Source organism: Kineococcus terrestris, assembly GCF_041020755.1.
Classification (GTDB): domain Bacteria; phylum Actinomycetota; class Actinomycetes; order Actinomycetales; family Kineococcaceae; genus Kineococcus; species Kineococcus terrestris.
On the sequence record NZ_JBEUEI010000015.1, the window covers coordinates 80,508 to 103,278 of the forward strand.

At 78.0% G+C, this 22,771-nt stretch carries 29 protein-coding genes; 16 read left to right on the plus strand and 13 right to left on the minus strand.

Translation table 11 applies throughout. From position 1 onward, the window contains the following. Positions 1-105: 105 nt before the first annotated feature. Positions 106-1,605, minus strand: coding sequence for a CCA tRNA nucleotidyltransferase (locus AB8M62_RS11085; RefSeq protein WP_373694915.1), 1,500 nt, complete (start codon positions 1,603-1,605; stop codon positions 106-108). A 220-nt stretch (positions 1,606-1,825) separates the two neighbouring features. On the opposite strand from AB8M62_RS11085, the gene AB8M62_RS11090 reads away from it, so the two are divergent. Beyond that, positions 1,826-2,302 carry an NUDIX hydrolase gene (locus AB8M62_RS11090; RefSeq protein ID WP_369069589.1) on the plus strand — a complete coding sequence of 159 codons (477 nt, stop codon included), beginning with the start codon at positions 1,826-1,828 and terminating at the stop codon, positions 2,300-2,302. Beyond that, positions 2,299-4,545: a DUF6049 family protein gene (locus AB8M62_RS11095; protein WP_369069590.1), complete on the plus strand. Its 2,247-nt coding sequence runs from the start codon at positions 2,299-2,301 to the stop codon at positions 4,543-4,545. The genes AB8M62_RS11090 and AB8M62_RS11095 overlap by 4 nt, the downstream gene beginning before the upstream one ends. On the opposite strand, the gene murJ is transcribed toward AB8M62_RS11095, so the two are convergent. After that, positions 4,522-6,303: a murein biosynthesis integral membrane protein MurJ gene (murJ, locus tag AB8M62_RS11100; protein ID WP_369069591.1), complete on the minus strand. Its 1,782-nt coding sequence runs from the start codon at positions 6,301-6,303 to the stop codon at positions 4,522-4,524. The two genes, AB8M62_RS11095 and murJ, sit on opposite strands and share 24 nt — an antisense overlap. 114 nt (positions 6,304-6,417) lie before the next feature. Continuing rightward, entirely contained in the window at positions 6,418-7,473 is a 1,056-nt protein-coding gene (locus tag AB8M62_RS11105; RefSeq protein WP_369069592.1) for a hypothetical protein, read from the minus strand. A gap of 177 nt (positions 7,474-7,650) precedes the next feature. Here AB8M62_RS11105 and AB8M62_RS11110 point away from each other — a divergent pair, with 177 nt between their 5' ends. The 5 genes from AB8M62_RS11110 (at position 7,651) to trxA (ending at position 12,345) form a co-directional block, all read left to right on the plus strand. Further along, complete coding sequence (locus tag AB8M62_RS11110) at positions 7,651-9,216, plus strand: hypothetical protein (protein WP_369069593.1); 1,566 nt, start codon at positions 7,651-7,653, stop codon at positions 9,214-9,216. Beyond that, a complete protein-coding gene (gene sigM, locus AB8M62_RS11115) occupies positions 9,213-9,836 on the plus strand; it encodes an RNA polymerase sigma factor SigM (RefSeq protein ID WP_369069594.1) in 624 nt (207 codons plus the stop codon). Before AB8M62_RS11110 ends, sigM begins: the two co-directional genes overlap by 4 nt. Positions 9,837-9,918: 82 nt before the next feature. Then, positions 9,919-10,797 (plus strand): RsmA family anti-sigma factor, encoded by an 879-nt coding sequence (locus tag AB8M62_RS11120; RefSeq protein ID WP_369069595.1) that lies wholly within the window; start codon positions 9,919-9,921, stop codon positions 10,795-10,797. A 127-nt stretch (positions 10,798-10,924) separates the two neighbouring features. Further along, positions 10,925-11,968 (plus strand): thioredoxin-disulfide reductase, encoded by a 1,044-nt coding sequence (gene trxB / locus AB8M62_RS11125; RefSeq protein ID WP_369056291.1) that lies wholly within the window; start codon positions 10,925-10,927, stop codon positions 11,966-11,968. 50 nt (positions 11,969-12,018) lie between these two features. After that, on the plus strand, positions 12,019-12,345 hold the full coding sequence (trxA, locus tag AB8M62_RS11130) for a thioredoxin (RefSeq protein WP_369056290.1): 327 nt from the start codon (positions 12,019-12,021) through the stop codon (positions 12,343-12,345). A gap of 28 nt (positions 12,346-12,373) precedes the next feature. Here the strand turns inward: trxA and AB8M62_RS11135 are convergent, their stop codons facing one another. Beyond that, complete coding sequence (locus AB8M62_RS11135; RefSeq protein ID WP_369056289.1) at positions 12,374-13,726, minus strand: sensor domain-containing phosphodiesterase; 1,353 nt, start codon at positions 13,724-13,726, stop codon at positions 12,374-12,376. A gap of 124 nt (positions 13,727-13,850) precedes the next feature. Continuing rightward, complete coding sequence (locus AB8M62_RS11140; protein WP_369069597.1) at positions 13,851-14,093, minus strand: hypothetical protein; 243 nt, start codon at positions 14,091-14,093, stop codon at positions 13,851-13,853. A 132-nt stretch (positions 14,094-14,225) separates the two neighbouring features. Between AB8M62_RS11140 and AB8M62_RS11145 the strand changes: the two genes are divergently transcribed. Beyond that, positions 14,226-14,624, plus strand: a complete 399-nt coding sequence (locus AB8M62_RS11145; protein WP_369056287.1) for a hypothetical protein — start codon at positions 14,226-14,228, stop codon at positions 14,622-14,624. 34 nt (positions 14,625-14,658) lie between these two features. Here AB8M62_RS11145 and AB8M62_RS11150 read toward each other — a convergent pair whose 3' ends face one another. Beyond that, the gene (locus AB8M62_RS11150) at positions 14,659-14,832 is read right to left on the minus strand and encodes a DUF8066 domain-containing protein (RefSeq protein WP_369056286.1); all 174 of its coding nucleotides are present in this window, start codon (positions 14,830-14,832) and stop codon (positions 14,659-14,661) included. A 65-nt stretch (positions 14,833-14,897) separates the two neighbouring features. Continuing rightward, positions 14,898-15,734 carry a hypothetical protein gene (locus tag AB8M62_RS11155; RefSeq protein WP_369069598.1) on the minus strand — a complete coding sequence of 279 codons (837 nt, stop codon included), beginning with the start codon at positions 15,732-15,734 and terminating at the stop codon, positions 14,898-14,900. 126 nt (positions 15,735-15,860) lie between these two features. Here AB8M62_RS11155 and AB8M62_RS11160 point away from each other — a divergent pair, with 126 nt between their 5' ends. Then, on the plus strand, positions 15,861-16,505 hold the full coding sequence (locus tag AB8M62_RS11160; RefSeq protein WP_369069599.1) for a dihydrofolate reductase family protein: 645 nt from the start codon (positions 15,861-15,863) through the stop codon (positions 16,503-16,505). Positions 16,506-16,513: 8 nt separating this feature from the next. On the opposite strand, the gene AB8M62_RS11165 is transcribed toward AB8M62_RS11160, so the two are convergent. Together AB8M62_RS11165 and AB8M62_RS11170 are read right to left on the minus strand one after the other, a co-directional pair. Further along, a complete protein-coding gene (locus AB8M62_RS11165; protein WP_369069600.1) occupies positions 16,514-16,999 on the minus strand; it encodes a hypothetical protein in 486 nt (161 codons plus the stop codon). Then, positions 16,996-17,370, minus strand: a complete 375-nt coding sequence (locus AB8M62_RS11170) for a winged helix-turn-helix transcriptional regulator (protein WP_369056282.1) — start codon at positions 17,368-17,370, stop codon at positions 16,996-16,998. The genes AB8M62_RS11165 and AB8M62_RS11170 overlap by 4 nt, the downstream gene beginning before the upstream one ends. A 132-nt stretch (positions 17,371-17,502) precedes the next feature. On the opposite strand from AB8M62_RS11170, the gene AB8M62_RS11175 reads away from it, so the two are divergent. Beyond that, positions 17,503-17,880 carry a RidA family protein gene (locus tag AB8M62_RS11175; protein ID WP_373694916.1) on the plus strand — a complete coding sequence of 126 codons (378 nt, stop codon included), beginning with the start codon at positions 17,503-17,505 and terminating at the stop codon, positions 17,878-17,880. An 8-nt stretch (positions 17,881-17,888) separates the two neighbouring features. Here the strand turns inward: AB8M62_RS11175 and AB8M62_RS11180 are convergent, their stop codons facing one another. Next, complete coding sequence (locus tag AB8M62_RS11180; RefSeq protein WP_369069602.1) at positions 17,889-18,185, minus strand: hypothetical protein; 297 nt, start codon at positions 18,183-18,185, stop codon at positions 17,889-17,891. Positions 18,186-18,300: 115 nt separating this feature from the next. Between AB8M62_RS11180 and AB8M62_RS11185 the strand changes: the two genes are divergently transcribed. The 3 genes from AB8M62_RS11185 (at position 18,301) to AB8M62_RS11195 (ending at position 19,413) form a co-directional block, all read left to right on the plus strand. Beyond that, entirely contained in the window at positions 18,301-18,741 is a 441-nt protein-coding gene (locus AB8M62_RS11185; RefSeq protein WP_369069603.1) for a hypothetical protein, read from the plus strand. A 91-nt stretch (positions 18,742-18,832) separates the two neighbouring features. After that, complete coding sequence (locus tag AB8M62_RS11190; RefSeq protein ID WP_369069604.1) at positions 18,833-19,099, plus strand: hypothetical protein; 267 nt, start codon at positions 18,833-18,835, stop codon at positions 19,097-19,099. A 53-nt stretch (positions 19,100-19,152) separates the two neighbouring features. After that, positions 19,153-19,413: a hypothetical protein gene (locus AB8M62_RS11195; RefSeq protein WP_369069605.1), complete on the plus strand. Its 261-nt coding sequence runs from the start codon at positions 19,153-19,155 to the stop codon at positions 19,411-19,413. Positions 19,414-19,417: 4 nt separating this feature from the next. On the opposite strand, the gene AB8M62_RS11200 is transcribed toward AB8M62_RS11195, so the two are convergent. Next, entirely contained in the window at positions 19,418-19,651 is a 234-nt protein-coding gene (locus tag AB8M62_RS11200) for a hypothetical protein (RefSeq protein WP_369069606.1), read from the minus strand. 71 nt (positions 19,652-19,722) lie between these two features. Here AB8M62_RS11200 and AB8M62_RS11205 point away from each other — a divergent pair, with 71 nt between their 5' ends. Beyond that, positions 19,723-20,331: a hypothetical protein gene (locus AB8M62_RS11205; RefSeq protein WP_369069607.1), complete on the plus strand. Its 609-nt coding sequence runs from the start codon at positions 19,723-19,725 to the stop codon at positions 20,329-20,331. A gap of 57 nt (positions 20,332-20,388) precedes the next feature. On the opposite strand, the gene AB8M62_RS11210 is transcribed toward AB8M62_RS11205, so the two are convergent. Next, positions 20,389-20,586, minus strand: a complete 198-nt coding sequence (locus tag AB8M62_RS11210; protein ID WP_369069608.1) for a hypothetical protein — start codon at positions 20,584-20,586, stop codon at positions 20,389-20,391. A gap of 308 nt (positions 20,587-20,894) precedes the next feature. Between AB8M62_RS11210 and AB8M62_RS11215 the strand changes: the two genes are divergently transcribed. Both AB8M62_RS11215 and AB8M62_RS11220 read left to right on the plus strand, forming a co-directional pair. After that, positions 20,895-21,131, plus strand: coding sequence for a hypothetical protein (locus AB8M62_RS11215; protein WP_369069609.1), 237 nt, complete (start codon positions 20,895-20,897; stop codon positions 21,129-21,131). Between the two features lie 91 nt (positions 21,132-21,222). After that, positions 21,223-21,888, plus strand: coding sequence for a DUF6518 family protein (locus AB8M62_RS11220; RefSeq protein ID WP_369069610.1), 666 nt, complete (start codon positions 21,223-21,225; stop codon positions 21,886-21,888). 36 nt (positions 21,889-21,924) lie between these two features. On the opposite strand, the gene AB8M62_RS11225 is transcribed toward AB8M62_RS11220, so the two are convergent. Next, on the minus strand, positions 21,925-22,596 hold the full coding sequence (locus tag AB8M62_RS11225) for a GNAT family N-acetyltransferase (protein ID WP_369056273.1): 672 nt from the start codon (positions 22,594-22,596) through the stop codon (positions 21,925-21,927). Between the last annotated feature and the right edge of the window lie 175 nt (positions 22,597-22,771).

Below are 22,771 nucleotides of genomic sequence, written 5' to 3' on the forward strand. Positions count from 1 at the left end.
TGATCCCGCTGGGAATCCCTGCAAGATCACGGCGGGGTGGGCGTTGCGGTGATCATGGACGGGTGAGCGCTCGACCGTCCATGATCACCGTGGGGTGGAGAGGGGTCAGGAGGGGTCGGGGGACGCCGGCGGCTCCGGCTCCGGCTCCGGCTCCGGCTCCGTCTCCGGCTCCGGCTGGGGCTCCGACGACGCCTGCGGCTCCGGCTGCGACTCCGGCTGCTGCGCCCACCAGGCCAGCAGCTCCTCGCGGGCGCGCTCGGCGCCCAGCGGGCCGTGCTCCATCCGCAGGTCCAGCAGGTGCTGGTAGGCGCGGCCCACCGTGCGGGAGGGGCCGATCCCCAGCAGCGCCATGATCGCCGTGCCGTCCAGGTCGGGGCGGACGGCGTCCAGCTCCTCCTGCTCGCGCAGCCGCGCGATCCGCGCCTCCAGGTCGTCGTAGGCCGCGGCCAGCCGCCGCGCCTTGCGCTGGTTGCGGGTCGTGCAGTCGCTGCGCGTCAGCTTGTGCAGCCGCGCCAGCAGCGGCCCGGCGTCGGTGACGTAGCGGCGCACCGCCGAGTCCGTCCACTCCCCGTCGCCGTAGCCGTGGAAGCGCAGGTGCAGCTCCGTCAGCCGCGACACCGCCTTGACCGTGTCGGAGTCGAAGCGCAGCGCCTTCAGCCGCTTGCGCACCAGCTTCGCCCCCACCACCTCGTGGTGGTGGAAGCTGACGCCGCCGCCCGGCTCGAAGCGGCGGGTGCGCGGCTTGCCGACGTCGTGCAGCAGCGCCGCCAGCCGCAGCACCAGGTCCGGGCCGGGCACCTGGCCGTCCGGGCCGTCCTCGCGGTCGATCGCCTGCTGCAGCACCGTCAGGGAGTGCTCGTAGACGTCCTTGTGGCGGTGGTGCTCGTCGATCTCCAGCGCCAGGGCGGGCAGCTCCGGCAGCACGTGCTCGGCCAGGCCGGTGTCCACCAGCAGCCGCAGCCCCGCCACCGGGTCCGCGCCCAGGAGCAGCTTCTCCAGCTCGGTGCGCACCCGCTCCGCCGACACGATGGTGATGCGCTCGGCCATCGCCGTCATCGCGGCGACGACGTCGGGCGCCACCCGCACGCCCAGCTGGGCGGCGAAGCGCGCCGCCCGCATCATCCGCAGCGGGTCGTCGGAGAAGGAGCTCTCGGCCGTGCCGGGCGTGCGCAGCAGCCCCGCCGCCAGGTCCCGCAGCCCGGCGTGCGGGTCGGCCAGCTCCAACGACGGCAGCCGCAGCGCCATCGCGTTGACGGTGAAGTCGCGCCGCGACAGGTCCCCGGTCAGGTCGTCGCCGTAGGAGACCTCCGGCTTGCGCGAGGCCGGGTCGTAGCTCTCCGAGCGGAACGTGGTCACCTCCACGACCACGTCGAGGTCGCCGGCCCGCTTGCGCGCGCCGATGGTGCCGAACTCGCGGCCGATGTCCCAGTGCGCGTCGCCCCAACGCTTCAGCAGCGCCGCCGTGCGCTCCGGGCGCGCGTCGGTGGTGAAGTCCAGGTCGGCCGAGCGGCGGCCGAGGAACGCGTCGCGCACGGGACCGCCGACCAGCCACAGCTCGTGCCCGGCGCCGGTGAAGACGCGGCCCAGGTCCAGCAGCACCGGCATGACGGGCTCCAGCGCGGCCACCGCCCGCGCGCGCGCGTCGTCCACCGCGCGCGCCAGCACCTCCGCGCCCGGTCCCGCGACCGCGCCGGACGGGCCGCCGGAGGGGTCGCCGCCGGGCTCGTCGCTCAGCTCGTCGGGCAGGTCGTCGCGGGGGTCGGGTCCGTCCAGCACGGGTCCGAGCCTGCCAGAGCCGCGGCGGTGCGCTGGCTACAGTGACGTGGTGGTCAAGCCTGCCCGGGAGCCGCGGAGGCGGCTGCCCACCGTGCAGGAGACCTCCTCCGGTGGGCTCGTCGTCGACACCAGCGACGGCGTGCCCCGCGTCGCGGTCATCTGCCGCCTCAACCGCGCCGGCCGCCCCGAGTGGTGCCTGCCCAAGGGCCACCCCGAGGGCGCCGAGACGCTCGAGGAGACCGCCGTGCGCGAGATCGAGGAGGAGACCGGCATCCGCGGCGTCGTCGTGGAGGGCCTGGGCAGCATCGACTACTGGTTCTCCGCCGAGGGCCGGCGCATCCACAAGGTCGTGCACCTGTTCCTGCTCAAGGCCGTCGGGGGGCGCCTGACCGTCGAGAACGACCCCGACCAGGAGGCCCTGGACGTGGCGTGGGTGCCGCTGGACGAGCTGGACGGGCGCCTCGCCTTCCCCAACGAGCGCCGCGCGGCCGAGGTCGCCGGCGCCCGCCTGCGCGAGCTCGCGTGAGCGCAGCGCCCGGGCCGGGGCGGCGCGCGCTGCCCCGGCGGGCGGTGCTGGCAGCGGGACTGGCGGCGGGGTGGGCGGCCGGGGCCGGGACGGCCGCCGCCGCGACCACCCCCTCCCCCACCCGCGCCGGCGGCAGCGGGTCGGCGTCCGCGGCGCTGCCGGTGGAGGTGGTGCTGCTGGAGGTCACGCCCGCCGCCTACGACGCGCAGGACCCCGCCCGCGCCGTCGTCACCGCGCGCGCCCGCGTGCGCAGCACCGCCACCGCGCCCCTGGAGGGGCTGCGCGCCCGCCTCGTCGTCCAGCGCAGCGCGATGATCACCCGCCCGGCGCTGGCCAGCTGGGCCGACGCCCCGCCGACCCGCTCCCTGGGCGCCGTGGCGGCCTCCGAGCCCCTCGACGTGGGCGCGGGGGCGGTGCTGGCGCCCGGTGAGGAGGCCGAGGTCGTGCTATCGCTGCCCGCCGAGCAGCTGGGCCAGGCCCGCGGCGCGCACGCCGCCGCGGTGGAGGTGCTCGCCGGCTCCCAGCGCGTCGGCCTGGTGCGCACCTTCGTCACGGCCGCCGTCACCGCCGAGCCGACCCGGCTGGCCGTCCTCGTCCCGCTGGTCGCCGGCCGCACCGCCGACCTCGTGCCGGCGGCCACCGGGGACGGCGCCGGGGACGACGGGACGACCGGCCTGCCGGCGCTGGTCGCCGAGGGCGGCCGGCTGCGCCGCGTCCTGGACGCCACCCCCGACCGGGACCTGACGTGGGCGCTGGACCCCTCCCTGCTGACCGCCGCGAGCGCCCTGACCGCCCCGGCGCCGGCGGCGCCCGACGCGCCCGCGCCGGACGCCCCGCCGCCGGAGGGGCCCGACGGGGTCGTCGCCGCGTGGCTGGGGGACCTGCGCGAGGCCGCCGGCGGCCGCGACGTCCTGGCCCTGCCGCACGGCGACCCCGACGTCGTCTCCCTGGCCCGCTCCGGCGACGGCGCCCGCCTGCTCGCCGAGGCCGCCGCCGCGGGCGCCGTCACCGGCCTGGACGGCGCCACCGTCCTCACCGGCGTGGCCTGGCCCGCCGACGAGGCCGCCGACGCCGACACCCTCGACCTCGTGGCCGCCGGCGGCGCCTCGGCCGTCGTCCTGTCCGACGCCTCCAGCCCGCTGTCGGCGGACACGGTGACGTTCACGCCCACGGGCCGCACCGACTACCCGACCGGCACGGGCGCCGTCCTGGAGGGCCTGCTCGCGGACGAGGTCCTCTCGGACGCCCTGGCCGCCGCCGGCACCGGCGACGCCACCGGCACCCAGCGGCTGCTGGCGGAGCTGGCCACGATCACCCTGCAGCGGCCCAACGACCCGCGGACCCTGCTGGCGGCCGTGCCGCGCTCGTGGGACCCGGAGCCGGCGGCCGTGGGCGCCCTGCTCGGCGCGGTCCGCGCCTCGGGGTGGGCGCGGCTGGAGCCGGTGTCGGGGCTGCTGGCCGAGCCGGTCGCCGACGGTGCGCGCGCCGCGCCGCGGCTGACCGACGAGGCCGAGCGGGGCCGGCTGCCGCTGTCGCACCTGGCCGCCGTCGAGGACCGCCTGGCGCGCGTCGACGACTTCGCCTCCGCCCTCGTCGAGCCGTCCGCGGCGCTGACCGCGCGGCGGCTGTCGACCCTGGCGCTGCTGGGGACGTCCTGGCGCGGGCACCCGGAGGAGCTGGCCGCGGCCCGCGCGCGCGGCGACGCGCTGCTGGACGAGCTGACGTCCGCGGTGCACGTGCTGGCCGGCAGCGTCCGCAACCTCGTCGCCACCCGCAGCGAGCTGCCCGTGACGGTCGTCAACGACCTCGACGTGCCCGTGGAGGTGGACGTCGTGCTGCGCCCGCGCACCCCGCGCGTGCAGCTGGACGCGGTGGCCCGGCAGACGGTCGCCCCCCGCACCCAGCAGCGGGTGGCGGTGCCCGTGCGCGCCCTGGCCAACGGCACCGTCGTCGTGGACGCCCAGCTGCGCACCCCGTCCGGCGCGCCCGTCGGCGCGCCGGAGCCGGTGACCCTCAACGTGCGGATGGGCGTGGAGGGGTGGGTGACCGGCGCCGTCGGCGGGGTGGCGGGGGTGCTGCTGGCCACGGGCGTCGTGCGGGCCGTGCGCCGGGGCCGGCGCCGCGTCGACGAGGTGGAACACGCGGACCTGGACCGGGGTCAGCGCACCGACCTCGACCGCGGCGGGGACGCCGACCGGGCCGGGGGGGCCGGGGCGCCGTCAGCGCCGCCCGGGCAGGGGTAGCCGGCGCAGCAGCGGCGCGGCCAGGTCCCGCAGCTCGTGCACCCGCATCAGCCGGCACAGCGCCACGTACAGCGCCAGCAGCACGGTGCCCGCCACGACGACGACGACCACGTTGACGCCCTGGGAGACGGTGGCCGGCGCGAACGCCTCCACCCCGGCGCGCACCAGCCCGCCGGAGACCAGCCCGATGATCGTCACCCGCACGACGGTGCGCAGCAGCAGCCGCGCGCCCACCCCGCCGCCGTCCAGGCGCCGCAGGTGCCGGCGCAGCAGCGTCAGCGACAGGGTCAGCGCCACCACGTTGGACACCGTCATCGCCGCGCCGATGCCCACGACGGTCAGCTCGGCGGGCAGCAGCAGCAGGCACACCACGTTCCCGGCGGCCATCACCAGGGCCGTCACGAGGGAGACGACGAACGCCGTGCGGGCGTCCTCGTAGGCGTAGAAGACGCGGGCGACGAGGTAGTTGACGCTGAAGGGCACGAGGCCCAGGCCCATCGCGACGAGGACGTCGCCGACGGGCCGGCCCTCGCGGACCATCGCCGCGCCGATCCACGGGCCCAGCGCCACGAACGCCGTCGTCGCCAGCGCCCCCGCCACGGCGACGGTGCGCGCGCCGTAGGAGAAGTCGCGGCGCACGGCGTCCACGCGCCCCTGCGCGGCCGCGTCCGACAGGCGCGTGAACAGCGCCGTCACGAGCGAGACCGCCACCAGGGAGTGCGGCAGCATGAACAGCAGGTAGGCGACCGTGTAGGAGGCGTTGGTCGCGGCGTTGACGTCCGCGGCGGCGATCTCGTCGCCCGCGCTGGTCATCGTGCGGCTGGTGAGGACGAAGACGAGCTGGCCGGCGGCCACGCCCGCGAACGTCCACAGCGCCACCCGCCCGGCGGTGCGGAAGCCGACGCCGCGGAAGCCCAGCCGCGGCCGCCACCGGTAGCCGCTGCGGTGCAGCGGCCAGAACAGCACGAGCGCCTGCGCGACGATCCCCAGCGTCGAGGTGCCCGCCAGCACCGCGATCATCGCGGGCGTCCAGTCGGTCGCGGGCAGGTCGCGGGCGCCGGGGGCCAGGAGCATGAACGCGCCCAGCCCGGCGATCGCCACGACGTTGTTGAGCACCGGCGCCCACATGTACGGGCCGAAGCTGCCACGGGCGTTGAGCACCTGCCCGAGCACCGTGTAGAGGCCGTAGAAGAACACCTGCGGCAGGCACCAGAACGCCATGAGGGTCGCCAGCGCGAGCCACTCGTCCGACCAGTCGTCGGTGTAGAGGCGCACCACCAGCGGCGCGGCCAGGGTCAGCAGCAGCGTCGCCGCGCCCACGAGCAGCACCGACAGCGTGATGAGGCGGTCGACGAACTCCTTCCCGCCGTCCGGGCGGCGCAGCGCCCGCACGATCTGCGGGACGAGGACGGCGTTGAGCACACCGCCCGCCAGCAGCATGTAGAAGATGTTCGGCAGCTTGTTGGCGACGTCGAACACCTGGGCGCCGACCTGGAACGTGCCGCCGAGGGCGATGAGCTGCACGAAGGTGCGCACGAACCCCAGCAGGCGCGAGACGAGCGTCCCGGAGGCCATGAGCGCGCTGGAGCGCGCCAGCTGCGCGCGCGCCCCCGCCGCCTCCACGTCACCGGGGTCGCCCGGGTCCGTGACGTCCGCCGGGGCGACGGCCGGCGGCGGGCCGGTCGGCGCGTCGGGGTCCGGTCCGGCCCCGGCCACCGCGCCGGGCGTGGTCGGGGTCGGGGGTCGTTCGGTGCTCACCGCACGATGGTCGCCGATCCGCCGGGCGTGCCCCGACGCCACCCGCCCGCCACCCGGCTCCTCCCCCGGCCCCTCACGTCCCGCGCGCGGACGCGCCCGCGGGAGCGGCGGGCGTCAGCGGCGGCGGCCGGGCACCACGGCGACGACGGTCAGGCCCAGCGCCACGGCGTCCTCGACGAGCGCGGCCTGCCAGTCCGGCACCCGCTGCCCCGCCCACGCGCGCCAGGCGGCGCCCACGTTGGACCCGACGACCGCGCCGAGCAGCCCGGCCAGGGCGGGCGCGACGACGCCCGCGCCCTCGCGCCGGCCCAGGACGCCGCCGCCGAGGGCGCCGGTCACCAGGCGCACCGGCAGGCCCGACGCGCTGAGCCGGCTGGGCGTGGCCGGCAGCTTGTCCGCGACGAGCTCGCCGCCCACGGCGAGGGTGCCGAGGGCGGTGGCGACGGCACCGCTGGGCACGGCGGCCGTGGCGGCGGACAGCACGGCCGGGCCGGCCAAGCCCAGCGAGCTGCGGGCGCCGGCGGCGACGCCGAGCAGCGCGCTGCGCGCGACGGCGCTCGCGCCGGAGGGCTCGGGGCGGTCCACGACGGCGGTGCCGCCCTCGGCGCGCCGGGCCGGGCGGGGGGCCGGCGGGTCCAGCGCGCGCAGCGTGGCGTGGGTCGCCAGGCCGAAGGCCAGGTGCGGGACGGCGTCGGCGACCCAGTCCTCGCGCGTCCAGGTGCGCACGTCGGTGACGCCGAGGGCGTGGGCGGGCCAGTCGGTGGCGGCCATGGCCACCGCGCCGGTGACGATCCCGCCCAGCACGGGCGGCATCCGCAGGCCGCAGCCGCGCAGGAACCCGACGACCTTGCCGGCGCCGACCCCGGCGACGATCCCGCCGAGGGCGCCGTAGGCCTCGGTGCGGTGGGCGCGCTCGGCGCGCGAGCCGGGCACGGGGGTGCCCCAGCGCTCGGCGGCCGCCGCGACGACGTCGGCGGGCAGGCTGCTGGGGGCGCGCCCGCGCCAAGCCATGTCGCCGTAGGTGACGGCGTTGAGGACCGTGGTGCCCGCGGCGCCGGCGACCGCGCCGGCGAGGGCACCGGACACCGGGCCGCGGCGCCGGCGGACGGCGGTCCGGGCGGCGGTCCGGGCGGTGGGCCGGGCGGCGGGGGTGCGGGTCGCTCGTGTCATGCGCACCACTGTGGGCGTGACCGGACCGTTGCGCGCGTCCGGCGACCGGGGCGCGCGGGCCCGCATAGCATGGCCGCGGCACCGGACGCGGACGGCACGGTGCAGTCACGCTCCGAGATCACCGGGGCACGGGGCGCGGACCGGGGGGCGGAGCTGGACGGCGGGACGCGGGACAGCGTGGCGGACCGCTACGTGATCGACCGGGAGGTCCCCGGGCTGCCCGAGACGGTCGAGTACCGCGCCCGCGACACCACCCTGGAGCGCTGGGTCCGCGTGCGCACGCTCGACGCCGCCGACCCGCGCGCCCCCGAGTTCCTCGACGCCGCCCGCCGCGCCGCCGTCTTGGCCGACACCCGCCTGCCGCGCGTCCTGGACGCCGGCACCGACGACGGGCGCGTGTTCGTCGTGGAGGAGGAAGTCGTCGGCCGCACCCTCACCGAGCTGCTGCGCTCGGGGCCGCTGACGGCCGGCGCGGTGCGGGCCCTGGTCGGCGAGGCCGCCTCGGCGCTGGACTCCGCGGGGCGCCGCGGCCTGCACCACACCCGGCTGACCCCCGACTCCCTCGTGCTGGGCCCGGACGGGGTGGTGCGCGTCCTCGGGGTGGGCGTGGAGGCCGCGCTGGACCCCGACCCGCCGCGGGTCTCGCCGCTGCGCGCGGCGGCCCTGGCCGACCGCGCCGACGCCGTCGGGCTGGTGGCGCTCGCGTACGCGGGGCTGACCGCCCGCTGGCCGGCCGTGGAGGGCGTCGCCGCGCACGACGGCCTGCCGCCCGCGCCGGCCGCCGAGCAGGGGCCCGTGCCCCCGCAGGAGGTGCGCCCGCACGTCCCCAACGACCTGGACACCCTGTGCGTGGTCACCCTCGGCCCGCACGAGGACGGCCCCCGCGACCCCGCCGAGCTGGCCCTGCAGCTGGCCCCGTGGACGATGGACGCCTTCGCCGAGCAGCTGCACCGGCTGCGCGGGGAGCAGGCGGCCCGCGAGGTGCGCGAGAGCCTGGGCCGCGGGGACGACCTGCCCGCCGCCGAGCCGCCCGTGCCGTTCGCCTCGCCGCGGCCCGTGGCGCGCCCGGCCCGCGACGACTCCCGGTTCGTCCTGGCGGTCGTGGGCGCCTTCGTCGTCCTGGGCCTGATCCTGGCGGTGTGGCAGCTGAGCGGCCTGGTCGGCTCCGCCCGCGACGGGGCACCGGCCGCGACGAGCGCCGCCCCGGCGCCGGAGGAGCCGCAGGACGCCGCGCCGGCGCCCGCCGAGCCCCCGGCCGAGCCGGCGCCCGCGCCCGCCGAGCCGGGTCCCGTGCCCGTCGCGGCGGCCACGGCCGTCGACCCCGAGGGCGACGGGGAGGCGCCCGGCGGCGCGGAGGCGCTGCTGGACGGCGACCCGGCGACCTCCTGGCGCGGCGAGCGCTACAACTCCCCCGACTTCGGCGGCCTGAAGACCGGCGAGGGGATCGTCCTCGACCTCGGCGCGGAGGTCGACGTCACCGCCGTCACCGCGACCGGTCCCGGCGACGGCGGCGTGCTCCAGCTGCGCGCCGGCCCGGACCCGGCCGGTCCCGTCGTGGCCGAGACGGCGCTGGGCGGGCCGCGGGAGCTGCGCCCGGCCGAGCCCGTGCGGGCCCGCGAGCTGCTGCTGTGGGTGACGCAGCTGCCCACGACCGACGGCGAGCCGCGGCTCGTCCTCGACGACGTCGCGGTGGTCGGGGTGCCCGTCGCCCCGGCCGGGGACGCGCCGCCCCCGGCGCCGTGACCCCTGCCCGCGGCGGCGGGCCGGGCGGCACCCCCGCGGACCCGCGCAGCGACGCCGAGCTCGTCGCCGCCCACGTGGCCGGGGACCCCGACGCGTTCGGGGAGGTGGTGCGCCGGCACGCCGACCGGCTGTGGGCGGTGGCGCTGCGCACGACCGGTGACCGCGAGGAGGCCGCCGACGCCGTCCAGGACGCCCTCGTCTCGGCGCTGCGCGCCGCGGACCGCTTCCGCGGCGACTCGGCGGTCACGACGTGGCTGCACCGCATCGTCGTCAACGCGTGCCTGGACCGCGCGCGCCGGCGGGCCGTGCGCCCCACCCGGCCGCTGGAGGAGGAGGTCGGCGCCGGCGACGACGCGCCCCGCACGGGCGCCGCGCTGGCCGTCGTGGCCGACGCGACCCCGTCGGTGGAGGCCCGCCTGGACGTGACGCGGGCGCTGGCGCGGCTGCCGGAGGCGCAGCGCGCGGCGCTCGTCCTCGTCGACATGTACGACGTGCCGGTGGCCGAGGCCGCGGAGGTCCTCGGGGTGGCGGTGGGGACGGTGAAGTCGCGCTGCTCGCGCGGTCGCACCGCGCTCGCCGAGCTGCTCACCGCCCGTGAGCGCGCGGGCGGTGAGGGGTGAGGGAACCCGGGGCCCCGGTGGCGCGTCGGAGGACCGGCCCCACCACGGACGGCGGGACCGCCGGACAGCCAGGAGGTGCAGCGTGAGCGAGGACGAGGAGCGGGTGGACCCGCCGGCGCCGCGCGGGGACCGCGCGGGGCGGGCCGCCGAGGACGGCTCACATAGGGGGCTCGACGAGCCGGCCGACCCGGTGGCCGAGGCGCTCTTCGACGCGCCGGACCACGACCAGGCGCGGGTGCGGGAGCTGCTGCGCGCCGAGGGCGCGCGGCCGCTGACCCTGCCCGACGACGTGGCCGCCCGTCTGCACGACGCGCTGGCGGCGGCGCAGGCCGAGCGGGCCGAGCGCGAGCCCGCGGGCGCGACCGTCGCCTCCCTGGCCGCCGCCCGTGGACGGCGCGGCCGCCGCTGGCAGCGGGCCCTGGCCGTCGCCGCGGGCGTCACCGTCCTGGCGGGCGGGGCCGTGGCCGTGGACCGGCTGGGCGGCGAACCGGCGACGACCGCGCTGACCGAGCGGGTGCCGGCGAGCGCGAAGGTCCTGGAGACCGGGCAGGACGTCGCCAACGTCGCCGTCGTGCGCGACCTGGCGGAGGAGACCCTCGACGACGCGGTCGTCGGGGAGCCGGAGCCCGCGCCCGACGAGGGCGCCGCGGCGGCCACCGGGCCGCGGCTGCTCAGCGCTCCCGAGGAACCCGCCGCCACGTCCGCGGAGGACCAGCGCCCGGCCGCCGAGCGGGTGCTGGCCTGCACCCGCGAGCTGGGCGTGGCGACCGGGTCGGTGGTGTCGGTGACGTTCGCCGCCTTCCGCGGCGACCCCGCCGCCGTCGTCGTGCACCGCGCCGGCGAGGAGGCGGAGGCCGTGGTCGTGCCGGCCGACTGCCGGCCCGGCGACGAGCCGATCAGCCGCGTCGACGTGCCCGTGCCGGACGGCGGGGACGCGCCCACCAGCTCCGACGGGTCCTGACGCCGGCGGGCGGGGGGCGGGCCCGCGCCCGCCGGGCGGGGGAACACCGGCCCCCTACGATCGGTTCTGCACGTCGGGACCGGAGAGACCGGTCCCCGTCCGAGCGAAGGAAAGCAGGTCCACCTCGGTGAGCGACGTCCGCAACGTGATCATCGTCGGCTCCGGCCCCGCCGGGTACACCGCCGCCCTCTACGCAGCCCGCGCCGACCTGCGGCCGCTGGTGTTCGAGGGGTCGGTGACGGCCGGCGGTGCGCTGATGAACACCACCGAGGTCGAGAACTTCCCCGGCTTCCCCGACGGGATCCTGGGCCCCGACCTGATGGACAACATGCGCGCCCAGGCCGAGCGCTTCGGCGCCGAGCTGGTCACCGACGACGTCGTCGAGGTCCGCCTCGAGGGCGACGTCAAGGAGGTCGTGACCGGCGGCGGGCAGACGCACCGCGCCCACGCGGTGGTCCTCGCCCTCGGCTCCGCCTACCGCGAGCTGGGCCTGGCGCAGGAGAAGAAGCTGTCCGGCCGCGGCGTCAGCTGGTGCGCCACCTGCGACGGGTTCTTCTTCCGCGGCCAGCACATCCTGGTCGTCGGCGGCGGCGACTCCGCCGTCGAGGAGGCCACCTTCCTGACGAAGTTCGCCGAGTCGGTGACGATCGTGCACCGCCGCGACGAGCTGCGCGCCTCCCGGATCATGGCCAAGCGCGCCCACGACAACCCGAAGATCTCCTTCGCGTGGAACTCCGAGGTCGTGGAGATCCACGGCGAGGAGAAGGTCTCGGGCGTGCGGCTGCGCGACACGGTGACGGGCGAGGAGCGCGACGTCGACGCGACCGGCCTGTTCATCGCCATCGGCCACGAGCCGCGCACCGACCTCGTCAAGGGGCAGGTCGACCTCGACGAGAGCGGGTTCGTCCTCGTCCAGGGCCGCACCACCGCGACGAACGTGCCGGGCGTCTTCGCCGCCGGTGACGTGGTGGACCACCGCTACATGCAGGCCATCACGGCCGCCGGGATGGGCTGCTCCGCGGCGCTGGACGCCGAGAAGTACCTCGCCGACCGCGGGGACGTCGCCCAGGACGTCAACCCGCCGCGCGAGGAGACGCAGGTCCCGCACGTGCCCGAGACGGAGACCGTGCCGCGGCCGCAGCCGCGCGAGGGTTCCGTCTCTCCCGCCTGAGCCCCGCGCCTAGGTCCCCCGTCCCACCACCGACCGCCAGGAGGCAGCCCGTGAGCGCCACCACCCCCGTCACCGACGCCGACTTCGACACCCAGGTGCTGCAGTCCGACGTGCCCGTCCTCGTCGACTTCTGGGCGCCCTGGTGCGGCCCGTGCCGCCAGGTCGCGCCCGTCCTGGAGGAGATCGCCGCCGAGAACGCGGGCAAGATCCGCGTCGTGAAGCTGAACACGGACGAGAACCCGGCCGTGGCCGCCAAGTACGGCATCACGTCGATCCCGACGATGAACGTCTACTCCGGCGGTGAGGTCGTCAAGACCGTCATCGGCGCGCGCCCGAAGCCGTACCTGCTGCAGGAGCTCGCCGAGTACCTCGGCTGAGACCGGCGCACCCCGGGGCCCCGGCCGCTCAGCGAGCGGCCGGGGCCCCGTCGCGTCCGGCGGGGTGCGCGACGGGCCGCGCGCGGTGCAGGGAGCCGCGCAGGTCGTCGGCGCTGCGCGGCGCGGAGAACAGGTAGCCCTGCCCGTGCCGCACACCCATCGCCAGCAGCGCCTGCACCTGCTCGCGCCGCTCGATGCCCTCGGCGACGACGTGGCAGCCCAGCCCCAGGCCCAGCTCGACGAGGGAGCGGGCCAGCAGGTCGTCGCGCTCGGAGCGGCCCAGCGCGGCGACGAAGCAGCGGTCGATCTTCACGGCGCCGGGGTGGAAGCGCTGCAGGTAGGCGAAGGACGCCCACCCGGTGCCGAAGTCGTCCAGCGACAGGTGCACGCCCAGGTCGCGCACGCGCTGCAGGGCGACGTCGACCTGCTCGGAGGAACCGGCCAGGCACGTCTCGGTCAGCTCCACGATGAGCGCCTGCGGCGGCAGCCCGGACAGGGCCAGCGCCTCGGCGACGGTCTCGTGCACGTCCGCCTCGCCCAGCTGGCGGCCGGACAGGTTCACCGCCGCGTAGAGGTCGGCGGCCTCGGGGACCTCCGCGCGCCAGCGCGCCACCTGCGCGCACGCCTCGCGCAGCACCCACCGGCCCAGCGGGACGACCAGGCCGCTGGACTCGGCCACCGGCAGGAACGCCGCGGGCGGCAGCAGGCCCCGCTCGGGGTGCTGCCAGCGCACGAGCGCCTCCACGCCGATCCAGCGGCCCGTGGCCAGCTCCACGACGGGCTGGTAGTGCACGACGAGCTGCCCGGCGTCGATGCCGGCGCGCAGGGCGCGGCTCTCGGCGAGGACGTCGCGGCTGCCCAGGCCCGCGGTGGCGTCGGCGCGGCGCAGCTCCAGCAGCTCGGCGACGGTGTCGGCCAGGTCCCGCAGCACCCGCACCGCGGCCTCGTCCAGCGCGCGCGGCTCGGTGTCCATCACGCACAGCGCCCCGAGGGGCAGCCCGTCGCGGCCGACGAGCGGAGCGCCGGCGTAGGAGCGCACCCGGCCGGTGCCGGTGACCAGGGGGCTGCCGGCGAAGCGGTCGTCGGCCGTGGCGTCCGGCACGACCAGCGGCTGCCCGCCGGCGACGACGTGGGCGCAGAACGACACGTCGCGCGGGGTCTGGCGCTCGTCGTGGCCGAGGACGGCGGGCAGGCCGGTGGCGGCGGCGAACCACTGCCGGTGCTCGTCGAGGAGGCTGACCGCGGCGGCGGGGGCGCCGAGCGCGCGGGCCGCCGCGGCGACGAGGGCGTCCAGCGCCGCGTCCGGGCCGCCGTCGAGGACCTGGTAGCTGCGCAGCGAGGCCAGCCGCTCGTCCTCGCGCGGGTGCAGGGGTGCTGCCACCGGTCGACCTCCGCTCGTGCGGTCCGGGCCGTCCAGCTCTTCCAGACAGCTCCGCACGGACCATCGTGCGGGAGGCGGTCGCGCTGGAGCAGCCGGACGGGTGGTGACCCCGCGTGCGTGGCCGTCAGGAGCGCCGCGCGCGGGCGACGAGCACCGCCCCGGTCAGCAGCACGAGCAGCGCGATGACGAGGCCGGTCAGCTCCCCGCTGCCCGGCCGGCACCCGGCGGAGGAGTCCTCACCGGGACAGGAGACCCACGGCTGCCAGAGGACGACGGCGACGGCGAGCGCGCCGAGGACCAGCAGCGCAGCACCGGTCCGCTGGGCGGCGCGGGCCCGCGGGGCTCGCGAGGACTCGTCGGGCGGCACGGTCCTCCCCGGTCGGCGGTTGCTCCCCGCAGGCCACCACACCGCCCACGGACGCGCTGCGCGCTCCACCGGTCCTCCCCGGAACCCGCTCACGCACCGGCCACGCGGGCCGGCGTACCCGATGCTGGTGCCGTGCGACTGGTGACGTCCGTGGAGCTGGACGAGGTGACCGAGCCCGACCCCGAGGAGCGCCGGGTGGCCGCGTCGGCGCTGCTCGCGCTCGAGGTGACCGGCGGACGGCGGGTGGTCCTGCTCGACGACCGGGGGTGGGCGGCCAGCGGCCCGCCCGGTCTGTGGTCCCGCACCTTCCCGGAGGAGGTCGAACGGACCGCCCGGGTCGTCGTCGGGCCCGACGAGCCGTTCGACGGGTCCTCGCCCGAGGAGGCCGCCGCGCGGTACTGGGCTCACCTGGCGGCCACCGCGCGCTCCCGCGGCGTCGACGTGGACGCGGAGGAGCTGGCCGCACTGCCGCACGACGTGGAGCTCGGCCCGCGGCTGCGGGCACGGCTCGCCCAGCACCCCGGCCGCTGAGCGCGCTCGGGCGCCGCTGAGCGCGGTCACGGCCTCACGAGCGGTCGAGGTCGGCGTCCCGCTGCGCGTCGGCGCGGACCAGCTGCTCCAGCGAGGCGGCGATCCGCTCCTGCGCGTCGGCGCTCCTGGTCAGGGTCGCGCGCAGGCGGCCGAGGTAGAGGGCCGTGACGACCACGAGGACCAGGATGACGGGCACGGTGACGTCCACCGGGTCAGGCTGACAGCGCGGTGCGCGGCGCGGGGGCGAACGCGTCGGACGGTGCCCGACCGGGTTCAGGCGTCCGGCGGCGGCCCCCACGGGGACAGGTCGTCGTCCTCGCCGACCGGCCACGCCTCCACGCCGGGTGCGGCCAGCACGGCGTCGACGAGGGCGGCGGAGCCGCCGACCACGGTGGAGTCCAGGTCGATGTCCGTGCCCAGGCACCAGGAGCGGTCCGCCGGCCACAGCAGGTTTGGCGACCACCCGTGGAAGTGGTCGGGCGTCGTCTGCTCCCCGATGCTCAGCGCGGCGTGCAGCGGACCGCGGAACAGCAGGTGGTCGCGGTCGGGCAGCAGCCGCAGGCGCGGTCCCGCCAGGGCCTCCCGCAGCGCCGCGGGAGCGGGCGGCTGCCGGCACTCGGCCGGGTCCTCGGCCGGGTCGTCGGCGTCGTCGGCGTCGTCGGCGTCGTCGGCCGTCAGGACCGCCACCGCGTCGCCGCCGTGCAGCCAGCCGCGCCCGTCCCACAGGGCGTGGAAGCAGTCCTGGCCGCCGGTGGACGGGGCCAGGGCGTCCGGCAGCGGCGCCAGGACGGTGGCGTCCAACGTGCCGACGTACGTCGAGACCTGGTCCCACCGCCCGGCGAGGGTCACCGGCAGGCGCGCGCCCGGCGCGGGGACGGTGACGTCCTCCCAGCGCATCAGCGCGGACGGGGTGCGGCCGGTGCGCTCGCACACCTCCGCCCACGTGCGCACCCGCAGCGGCCGGCTGGCGTCCACCGGGTGCAGGACGCGCGCGTACGCGGCGTACCCGCGGGGCACGACACCGCCGGCGCTCCAGCCGTGCCCGAGGCGCGGGACGATCCACGCCCCGACCGCGGGGTCGGGCACCGCCCGCAGACCTTCGAAGCTCACGGGACCACGGTGCCCGCCGCGGCGACCGGGGAGCGCCGGTTCCGTCCTCCACCGCCCGGTCGGGCGATGAGTCCGGCCCGCCGGCGGGGTCGGAGCCTCGACGGCGGTGCACCGGGAGGAGCGGACGTGGGACAGCGGGTGCGGGTGCAGAACTTCGGCGTCTCGGCCGACGGGTACGGCGCCGGGGAGGGGCGGAGCCTGGAGCGGCCGTTCGGCCACGCCGACCCGGTGGACCTGCTCGGGTGGGCGATCGCCACCGAGAGCTTCCCGAACCGCACCTCACCGGGCGGTTCGCGCGGTCTGGACGACCACCTGGTGCGCGACTTCCACCGCGGCATCGGCGTGGAGGTGATGGGCCGGGGGAAGTTCGGCCCGCAGCGCGGCCCGTGGGAGGACCACGAGTGGCGCGGCTGGTGGGGCGACGAGCCGCCGTTCCGCACGCCCGTCGTGGTGTGGACCCACCACCCGCGGCCGTCGTTCGCGCTGGGCGCCACGACGTTCCACTTCACCGGCGGCGAGCCCGCCGACGTCCTGGCCGTGGCGCGCGAGCTCGCGGGAGGTCTGGACGTGCGGATCGGCGGCGGCCCGAGCACGGTCCGCGCGTTCCTGGACGCCGGCCTCGTCGACGACCTGCACGTCGCGGTCGCGCCCGTGCGGCTGGGCGCGGGCAGCAGGCTGTGGGAGTCGCCCGACGAGCTGGACGACCGCTTCCACCACGACGTCGTCCCCAGCCCCAGCGGGGTCGTGCACCACCTGTTCTGGCGGCGCTGATCCCGCGGTCACCCGTCGGTCAGGCACTCGGCGTCGTCGGTGCGCCCGGCGTCCGGTCCCCCGACGGCGCGGACCCGCACCTCCTGGCCGGCGCGCGCCTCGACGGTCGTCGCGCACGCCCACACCGGCACGGGGGCGTAGGCACCGGAGCCGGCGTCGGCCGGGCAGGACAGCGGGACGTCCTCACCGGGCGCGCACTCGCGCTGCTCCACCCGCAGGCGGTACCGGCCGGGGGCCACGTGCTGCACCAGCCCCTCCCCGCCCTCGACCACGTCGACCGCGGCCGCGGCGACCGGTGCCCCACCGGGCTCGGTCTCGACGTGGACGAGGACGGCGCTGGGCGCGTCGGCCAGCGGGCTGGCGGCGAGCGCCGTCACCCGCACCGGGACGTCACCGGGCCGGGAGGCCGACGGGGCCGTGGGTTCCGGCGGCGCGGGCGCCGAGCAGCCGGCGAGCGCTGCTAGCAGCACCACCCACGGCGCAGCGCGTCTCACCCCGCCAGTTCCGCGTCGAAGCGGTCCCGCGCCTCCTCCACCGCCGGCAGGTGCGCGGTCGTCCAGCGCAGCAGCGCCTCGACGGGTTCGCGCAGCGTCTTGCCCAGCGGGGTGATGCGGTACTCGACGGCCACGGGCCGGGTGCTGACGACGGCGCGCTCGACGACGCCGTTGCGCTCCAGCCGCCGCAGCGTCGCGGTGAGGGACTTGCCGGTCACGGCGGGGATCGCGCGGCGCAGCTCGCTGAACCGCGACGGGCGCTCGCACAGCTCCTCCAGGACCTGCAGCGACCACTTGTCGAGGACCTGGTCGAGCAGCTCCCGGTGCGGCGCGGCGATGCGGAGCGCCTCGGGGTGGGTGGTTCCCGGCACGACACCTCGTCTCGTTGAAGTTCCCGGCGACCACCGAGTATCACAGGGATACCGAGGTCGCGGAACCCTCCGCACCCACCGACCCGACGAGGAGCCCCCGTGCCCGTGCAGCTGTCCAGCCCCGACGGCCTCATGCAGCCCGTCCCGTACCACCACGTCGCCGTCGCCACCGGGACGCGGCACGTCCACGTCGCCGGCCAGATCGCCCGCGACGCGGACGGGCGGCCGCTGGCCCCCGGCGACCTCACCGGGCAGGTCGCCCACGCCCTGCGGAACACGGCCGCCGGCCTGCGCTCCGCCGGCGCCGGCTTCGGCGACGTCGTGCGGCTGACGTTCTACGTGACCGGCTGGACCCCGGAGGAGATCGGCCCGTTCATGGCCGGTGTCGAGCAGGTCACCGCGGAGCTCGGCCTGCCGTCCCCCCTGCCCCCGGCCTCGCTCATCGGCGTCAGTCACCTGTTCGAGCCCGACGTGCTCGTCGAGGTGGAGGCGACCGCCGTCCTGCCGTGACCGCCGGGTCAGCCCGCGGGCGTCCGCCGCTCCAGCAGCGCCGCGCACACCCAGTAGGCGAGCGCGGCCAGTCCTCCCCGGGCCAGGGACCCCACGGCGAGCACCAGCGTGACCAGCGCACCCCAGGGGACGGCACCGGACGCACCCCCGGCCTGCTGCAGCCACGCGCCACCGGCGACCAGGAGCACCACGCCGACGGCCAGCCCCGCCAGCGCCGCCGACGCGAGGGCCCCCACCGGTCCCCCGGGACGCGGCTCGGCCTCGTCGACACCGGTCACCGCGCCGTCCTCCACCGCCCCGCTCACCCCGCCATCGTCGTCACCGCCGTCCCGCGCCGCAGGTGATCGCCGGATCCGCCCGTCCGGGAACACCTCGCCCCCTGCGACGGGGGCGGGCACCCTGGACGACACGGGAGGTGCGGTGAGCGCGGGGTGGCAGCGGGTCGACGGCGGTGCGCCGGGCGGGGACGGGCCGCGACCGGGTCCGGTCTCCGACGCGGACGACGAGCGGCTGGCCCGGTCCCTGCGCGACGTCGTCGCACCGGTCGTGCGGGCGGTGCTGCGCGCCGACGAGGTCGAGGGCGTCGGCCTGCGGTGGGGTGCCGGCGGCCGCGGCGGTGACGTGTGGGTGCGGGTCGACGCGCCCGGCGACCGCTTCACCGACCGGCTCCTGTCCCCCTGGTGGGAACCGGACCCGTCCGACGTGGACCCGCCCGCCTCGACGGCGGAGGTCGCCGAGCACCTCGCGGACCGCCTGCAGGACTGGGTCGCGGAGTCGGCGTTCGGCTGGGGGCAGCTGCGCCCGGTCGACGACCTGCCCCTCGCTCGGATGCCCTCCCTGGCGGACCTGCGCGGCGGGTGAGGGCGCGGGTCCCGCCGAGCGGGTCAGCGGCACGCACGAGCACCTGGGCGTTCCCCGGCGGAGCCGGCACCGCCGCTGCCACCATCGGTGCGTGGACGACGACGTGCGGCACCGGCTGAACCTGCTGGACGCGCTGCTGGCCGCTGCGGAACGCCCCCACGAGGTCCTCGACCTGGTGCTCTCGGCGGCCGACGCCGAGGAGGCCACCGCCGCGGTGGCGGGCGCGCTGGGGACCTCGCCGCCCGCCGCCCGCGCCGTGCTGGACGCGCAGTGGCGCGGTCTCACCCGCCAGGGCCTGCAGCGGCTGCACGCCGAGCGGGACGACCTGCGCGCGCGGGCGCCCGGGCCCGTCCTGTGACGTCGTCCCCGGGCGCGGGACCGGCGACGCGCGGCGCCTCCGTGGCGGGGGCGGTGGCCGGTGGCCTGGTCCTCGTCGCCCTCGCCCTGCCGCTGCTCGCGCACGCGGTGGCGTGGTCGGTGTTCGACCCGGGTGCGGTCGCCGGGTCCACGCTGGTGGCGATGGCCGTCGCGGCGCTGCTGCCGGTGCCGCTCGCCGCGGGTGTCGCCGCCGCGCGCCGGGCCGACGTCCGGGTCACCGCGGCGCTGGTCGGGGTGCCCCAGGCCGTGCTCGCGGTCCCGCTGCTCCTGCTGGTGGTGTGGTCGAGGGTGTGAGCCGTCAGCGCGCCGACCCCTCGCGCTGCCGCCGACGGGCCCGGCGGTCGGCGAGCGTCCCGTCCACGACGATCCACGCGGCCACGGCGGCGCCGACGAGGACGGAACGCCACAGCCCGTCCCCGAGGAGCAGGTGCAGGGCGACGACGAGCACGGCACCGGCGGCCACGGCCCGCGGGACGCGGCGCAGGACGTCGCGCTCGGGGGCGGGGGTGGGCTGCACGTCGCTGGGCGCCATCGGCCCAGCATCCCCCGGACGTGATCGCCGCAGGGGGTGATCGCCGCGACCGGCCGTGGCAAGGTGCGGCGGTGACCGTGTCCCCGTGCGGCGACGCCACCGCGGCCGCCTGGCTGCGCGACGACCCGCAGCCCTGGCACCGGCTCGTCACCCTCGGGCCGGCCGGTTTCGAGGCGTACGCCCGTGTGCGGTTCACCCCCGACCCCACGAGCCCGGGGCAGTCCGAGGGCGACGTCCCCCACGACCCGGGACCGGACGCGCCCAGCGAGCGGCAGCAGCTGCACACCGTCCTCGGCGTCCTCGCCGCTCGGACCGGTACCCCGGCGCGGTGCGTGTTCGCCGTCTGGGACGGCTGGGGCGCCCGTCCCGTCCACCCCGGCGCGACGCTGGACCTGCCGAACCGCCGGTTCTCCCTGTTCGAGGGCGCCGCCACCGACCTGCCCGCGCACGAGCAGTGGGCTGCGGTGCTCCACCCGCCGCACGGGTCGCCCGAGCAGGCGCCGCGTCCCGATCCGGCGTTCGTGTGGCCGGCGGATCGGGCGTGGTGCGTGACGAAGGACGTCGACGCGCACTACGCCGGGGTCGGTGGCACCCGCGCGGCGATCGCCGACCTGCTCGCCCACCCCGGCCTGGACGTCGTGCCCGCCGACCCGGCGCGGGACCAGCCCGCCTACCGGTGAGGCCCGCTGCGGTCGAGCCCGTGGGAACGTCCGGCCGCAGCTGTCCTGCGGCGAGGGTCAGCGCACCTGCAGGAGCAGCAGGACGGCGATCACCAGCAGCGGACCGAGCGTGGACGCCACGAGCACCCAGGTGCTGCGCGGCCCGGACCGCACGTCGTGCTCGCGCGAGAAGGACGCGAAGGCGTCACCGCCGCGGAACGACACCCGGTCGGAGCCGGGGTCGCGGCGGGACCGGTCCTCGTCGGGCTCGTCCACGCGTCCAGCCTGGCACGACGACCAGCGCCGACGGGCGGACCCGGCGACGTCGCACGGGCCGAGGACAGGTCGAGAGGGGTGGGACCCGGTGCGGCGTCCGGTGGCCCGCACCACCCCCGGCCACCGGACGCGACACCGCGTTCCCCCTGCGAGCCCGACCCGCGACCGCGGATCCCCCCGGACCACGGCGCGAGCCCCCCGGGCTCACCGGTACATCGCTGCGCGGCGCGCAGCGTTACAGCCGGCCGCCCGGGTGTCCGGCCGACCGCGCGTCGGTCCGGCCGGCGCCGCGGCGGCACACTGTCCGGGTGGCGCGGCAACCGTGGTGGAGAGCGACGAAGACGCTGGAGCAGTCCAAGCGGACGGGGATCCTGTACGCGGTCCTCGCCGGTCTGGCGTGGACGGTGATGCGGGACGACGACACCGCGTTCCTGTGGATCGTCAAGGTGACGCTCACGCTCGTCGCCGGGTACTTCCTCGCCGCCTGGTACGTGCGGCGCTCGCGCGAGGGCGACGGCGAGGGCGAGGGGACCGGGCCGGCCTGACGGGCCGTCGACCCGCGGGAGGAGATGCCGGCGGCGGGGTTCCGACCACGGCGTGACGACTCCGCCACCCGCCGCGACCGATGATCGGAGGGTGACCGACCCCCTCGTCCGCGTCCGGTCGACAGGTACCGGACGGCTGCCCCGCACCGCGGCCGGCGTGCTCGCCGTCGCCGTGCTCGTCAGCGTGGCGTGGGGCGCAGCGACCTCGGGCCTGCAGACGGTCCTGCCGTGGCCGTTCGCCGGGCTGGCCAACGCGGTGGGTCCGTGGCTGGCGCCCGCGTTCGCGGTCGGCGCGCTGGCGCGGCGTCCGTGGACGGCCGCGGTCGCGGGGCTCCTGGTGTGCGCGGGGGAGGTCGCCGGCTACTACGCCGTGTCGTCGCTGCGCGGCTTCGGCGTCAACCCCTCGATGGTCCTGCTGTGGGCGGGCAGCGGCGTGCTGGGCGGGCCGCTGCTGGGAGCGGCGGGCTGGTGCTGGCGGCGCGTGCGCGCGCTGGGCCCGGCGTCGTCGGCCGCGGCCGTGCTGGGCGCGGTCTTCCTCACCGAGGGCGCCGTCGGCTACGGCTGGTACCTGCGCCACCCCGGCGACGCGGTCGTCTTCTGCGTCGTCGGCGCCGCGCTGGTGCTCGCCCTGGGCGCCACGTCGGAGGCGGCCCGCGGCGCTCGCGCCCGGGGCGCCGGCCTGGCGGCGGCGTGGCTCGTGCTGCTGCTGCCGCTGGGCGCGGCCGGGCAGGTGGCGCTGCGCGCGGTCACGGGCTGAGTCGGCGCGGTGGCGCTGCGAGCAGCACCGGGCCGCTCAGGACGGCGCCGGTGCCACCCCGGTCAGCACCGGCACCCGCACGCTGCCCAGCAGCCGCTCCAGCGCCTGCTCGACGTCCTCGCGCCAGCTGATCGCCGTCTTCAGGTCCAGCCGCAGCCGCGGGTGGCGGTGGTGCGGGCGCACCACCGTGAACCCCACCGACTCCAGCAGGTGCGCGGGCAGGACGCACGGGTCGCCGTGCTGGTGGGCGTCGCGGTCGTCGCCGTCGCCGCCCACCGCCGCCGGGCCGCCGCCGAAGCACTCCACGGCCTTGACCCCGCGCCGGGTCAGGTCCTTCGCGGCCCCCTGCACGAGCATCCGCGCCAGCCCCTGCCCCCGGAACGCCGGCTCGATCCAGCCCGTCGTCAGCAGCACCGCGTCGGCGCTCGCCGGGGAGGTGGGGAAGGCGTCCGCCTGCCGCGGCACGTACTCCGGCGGCGCGTACACGACGAACCCGACGGCCTGCTCGTCCACGTAGACGAGGCGGCCGCACGGTCCCCACTGCAGCAGGACGGTGGAGACCCACGCCTCCTTCTCGAAGTCCGGGTAGCCGGCCTCCGCGGCCCGCCGGCCCGCGGCCTCGTCCAGCTCCCACCACACGCACCGCCGCGACGCCTTGGGCAGGTCGGGCAGCGTGTCCAGCGTCAGCGGCGCCATGCGTCGACCCACCGCGGCCGCCCCTTCCGCACGTCGTCCACAGCCTCGTCCACAGCGCCGTCGTCACACCACGCCGACGCCCGCACCACGCGTCCGGCGCGCGCACGGGCCGAAGGGGCATCCTAGGAGGACGGTACCCGCGCCGTCCCGCACGTCGCGGCACCGCCCGACCCGCGCGCGAGCGCGC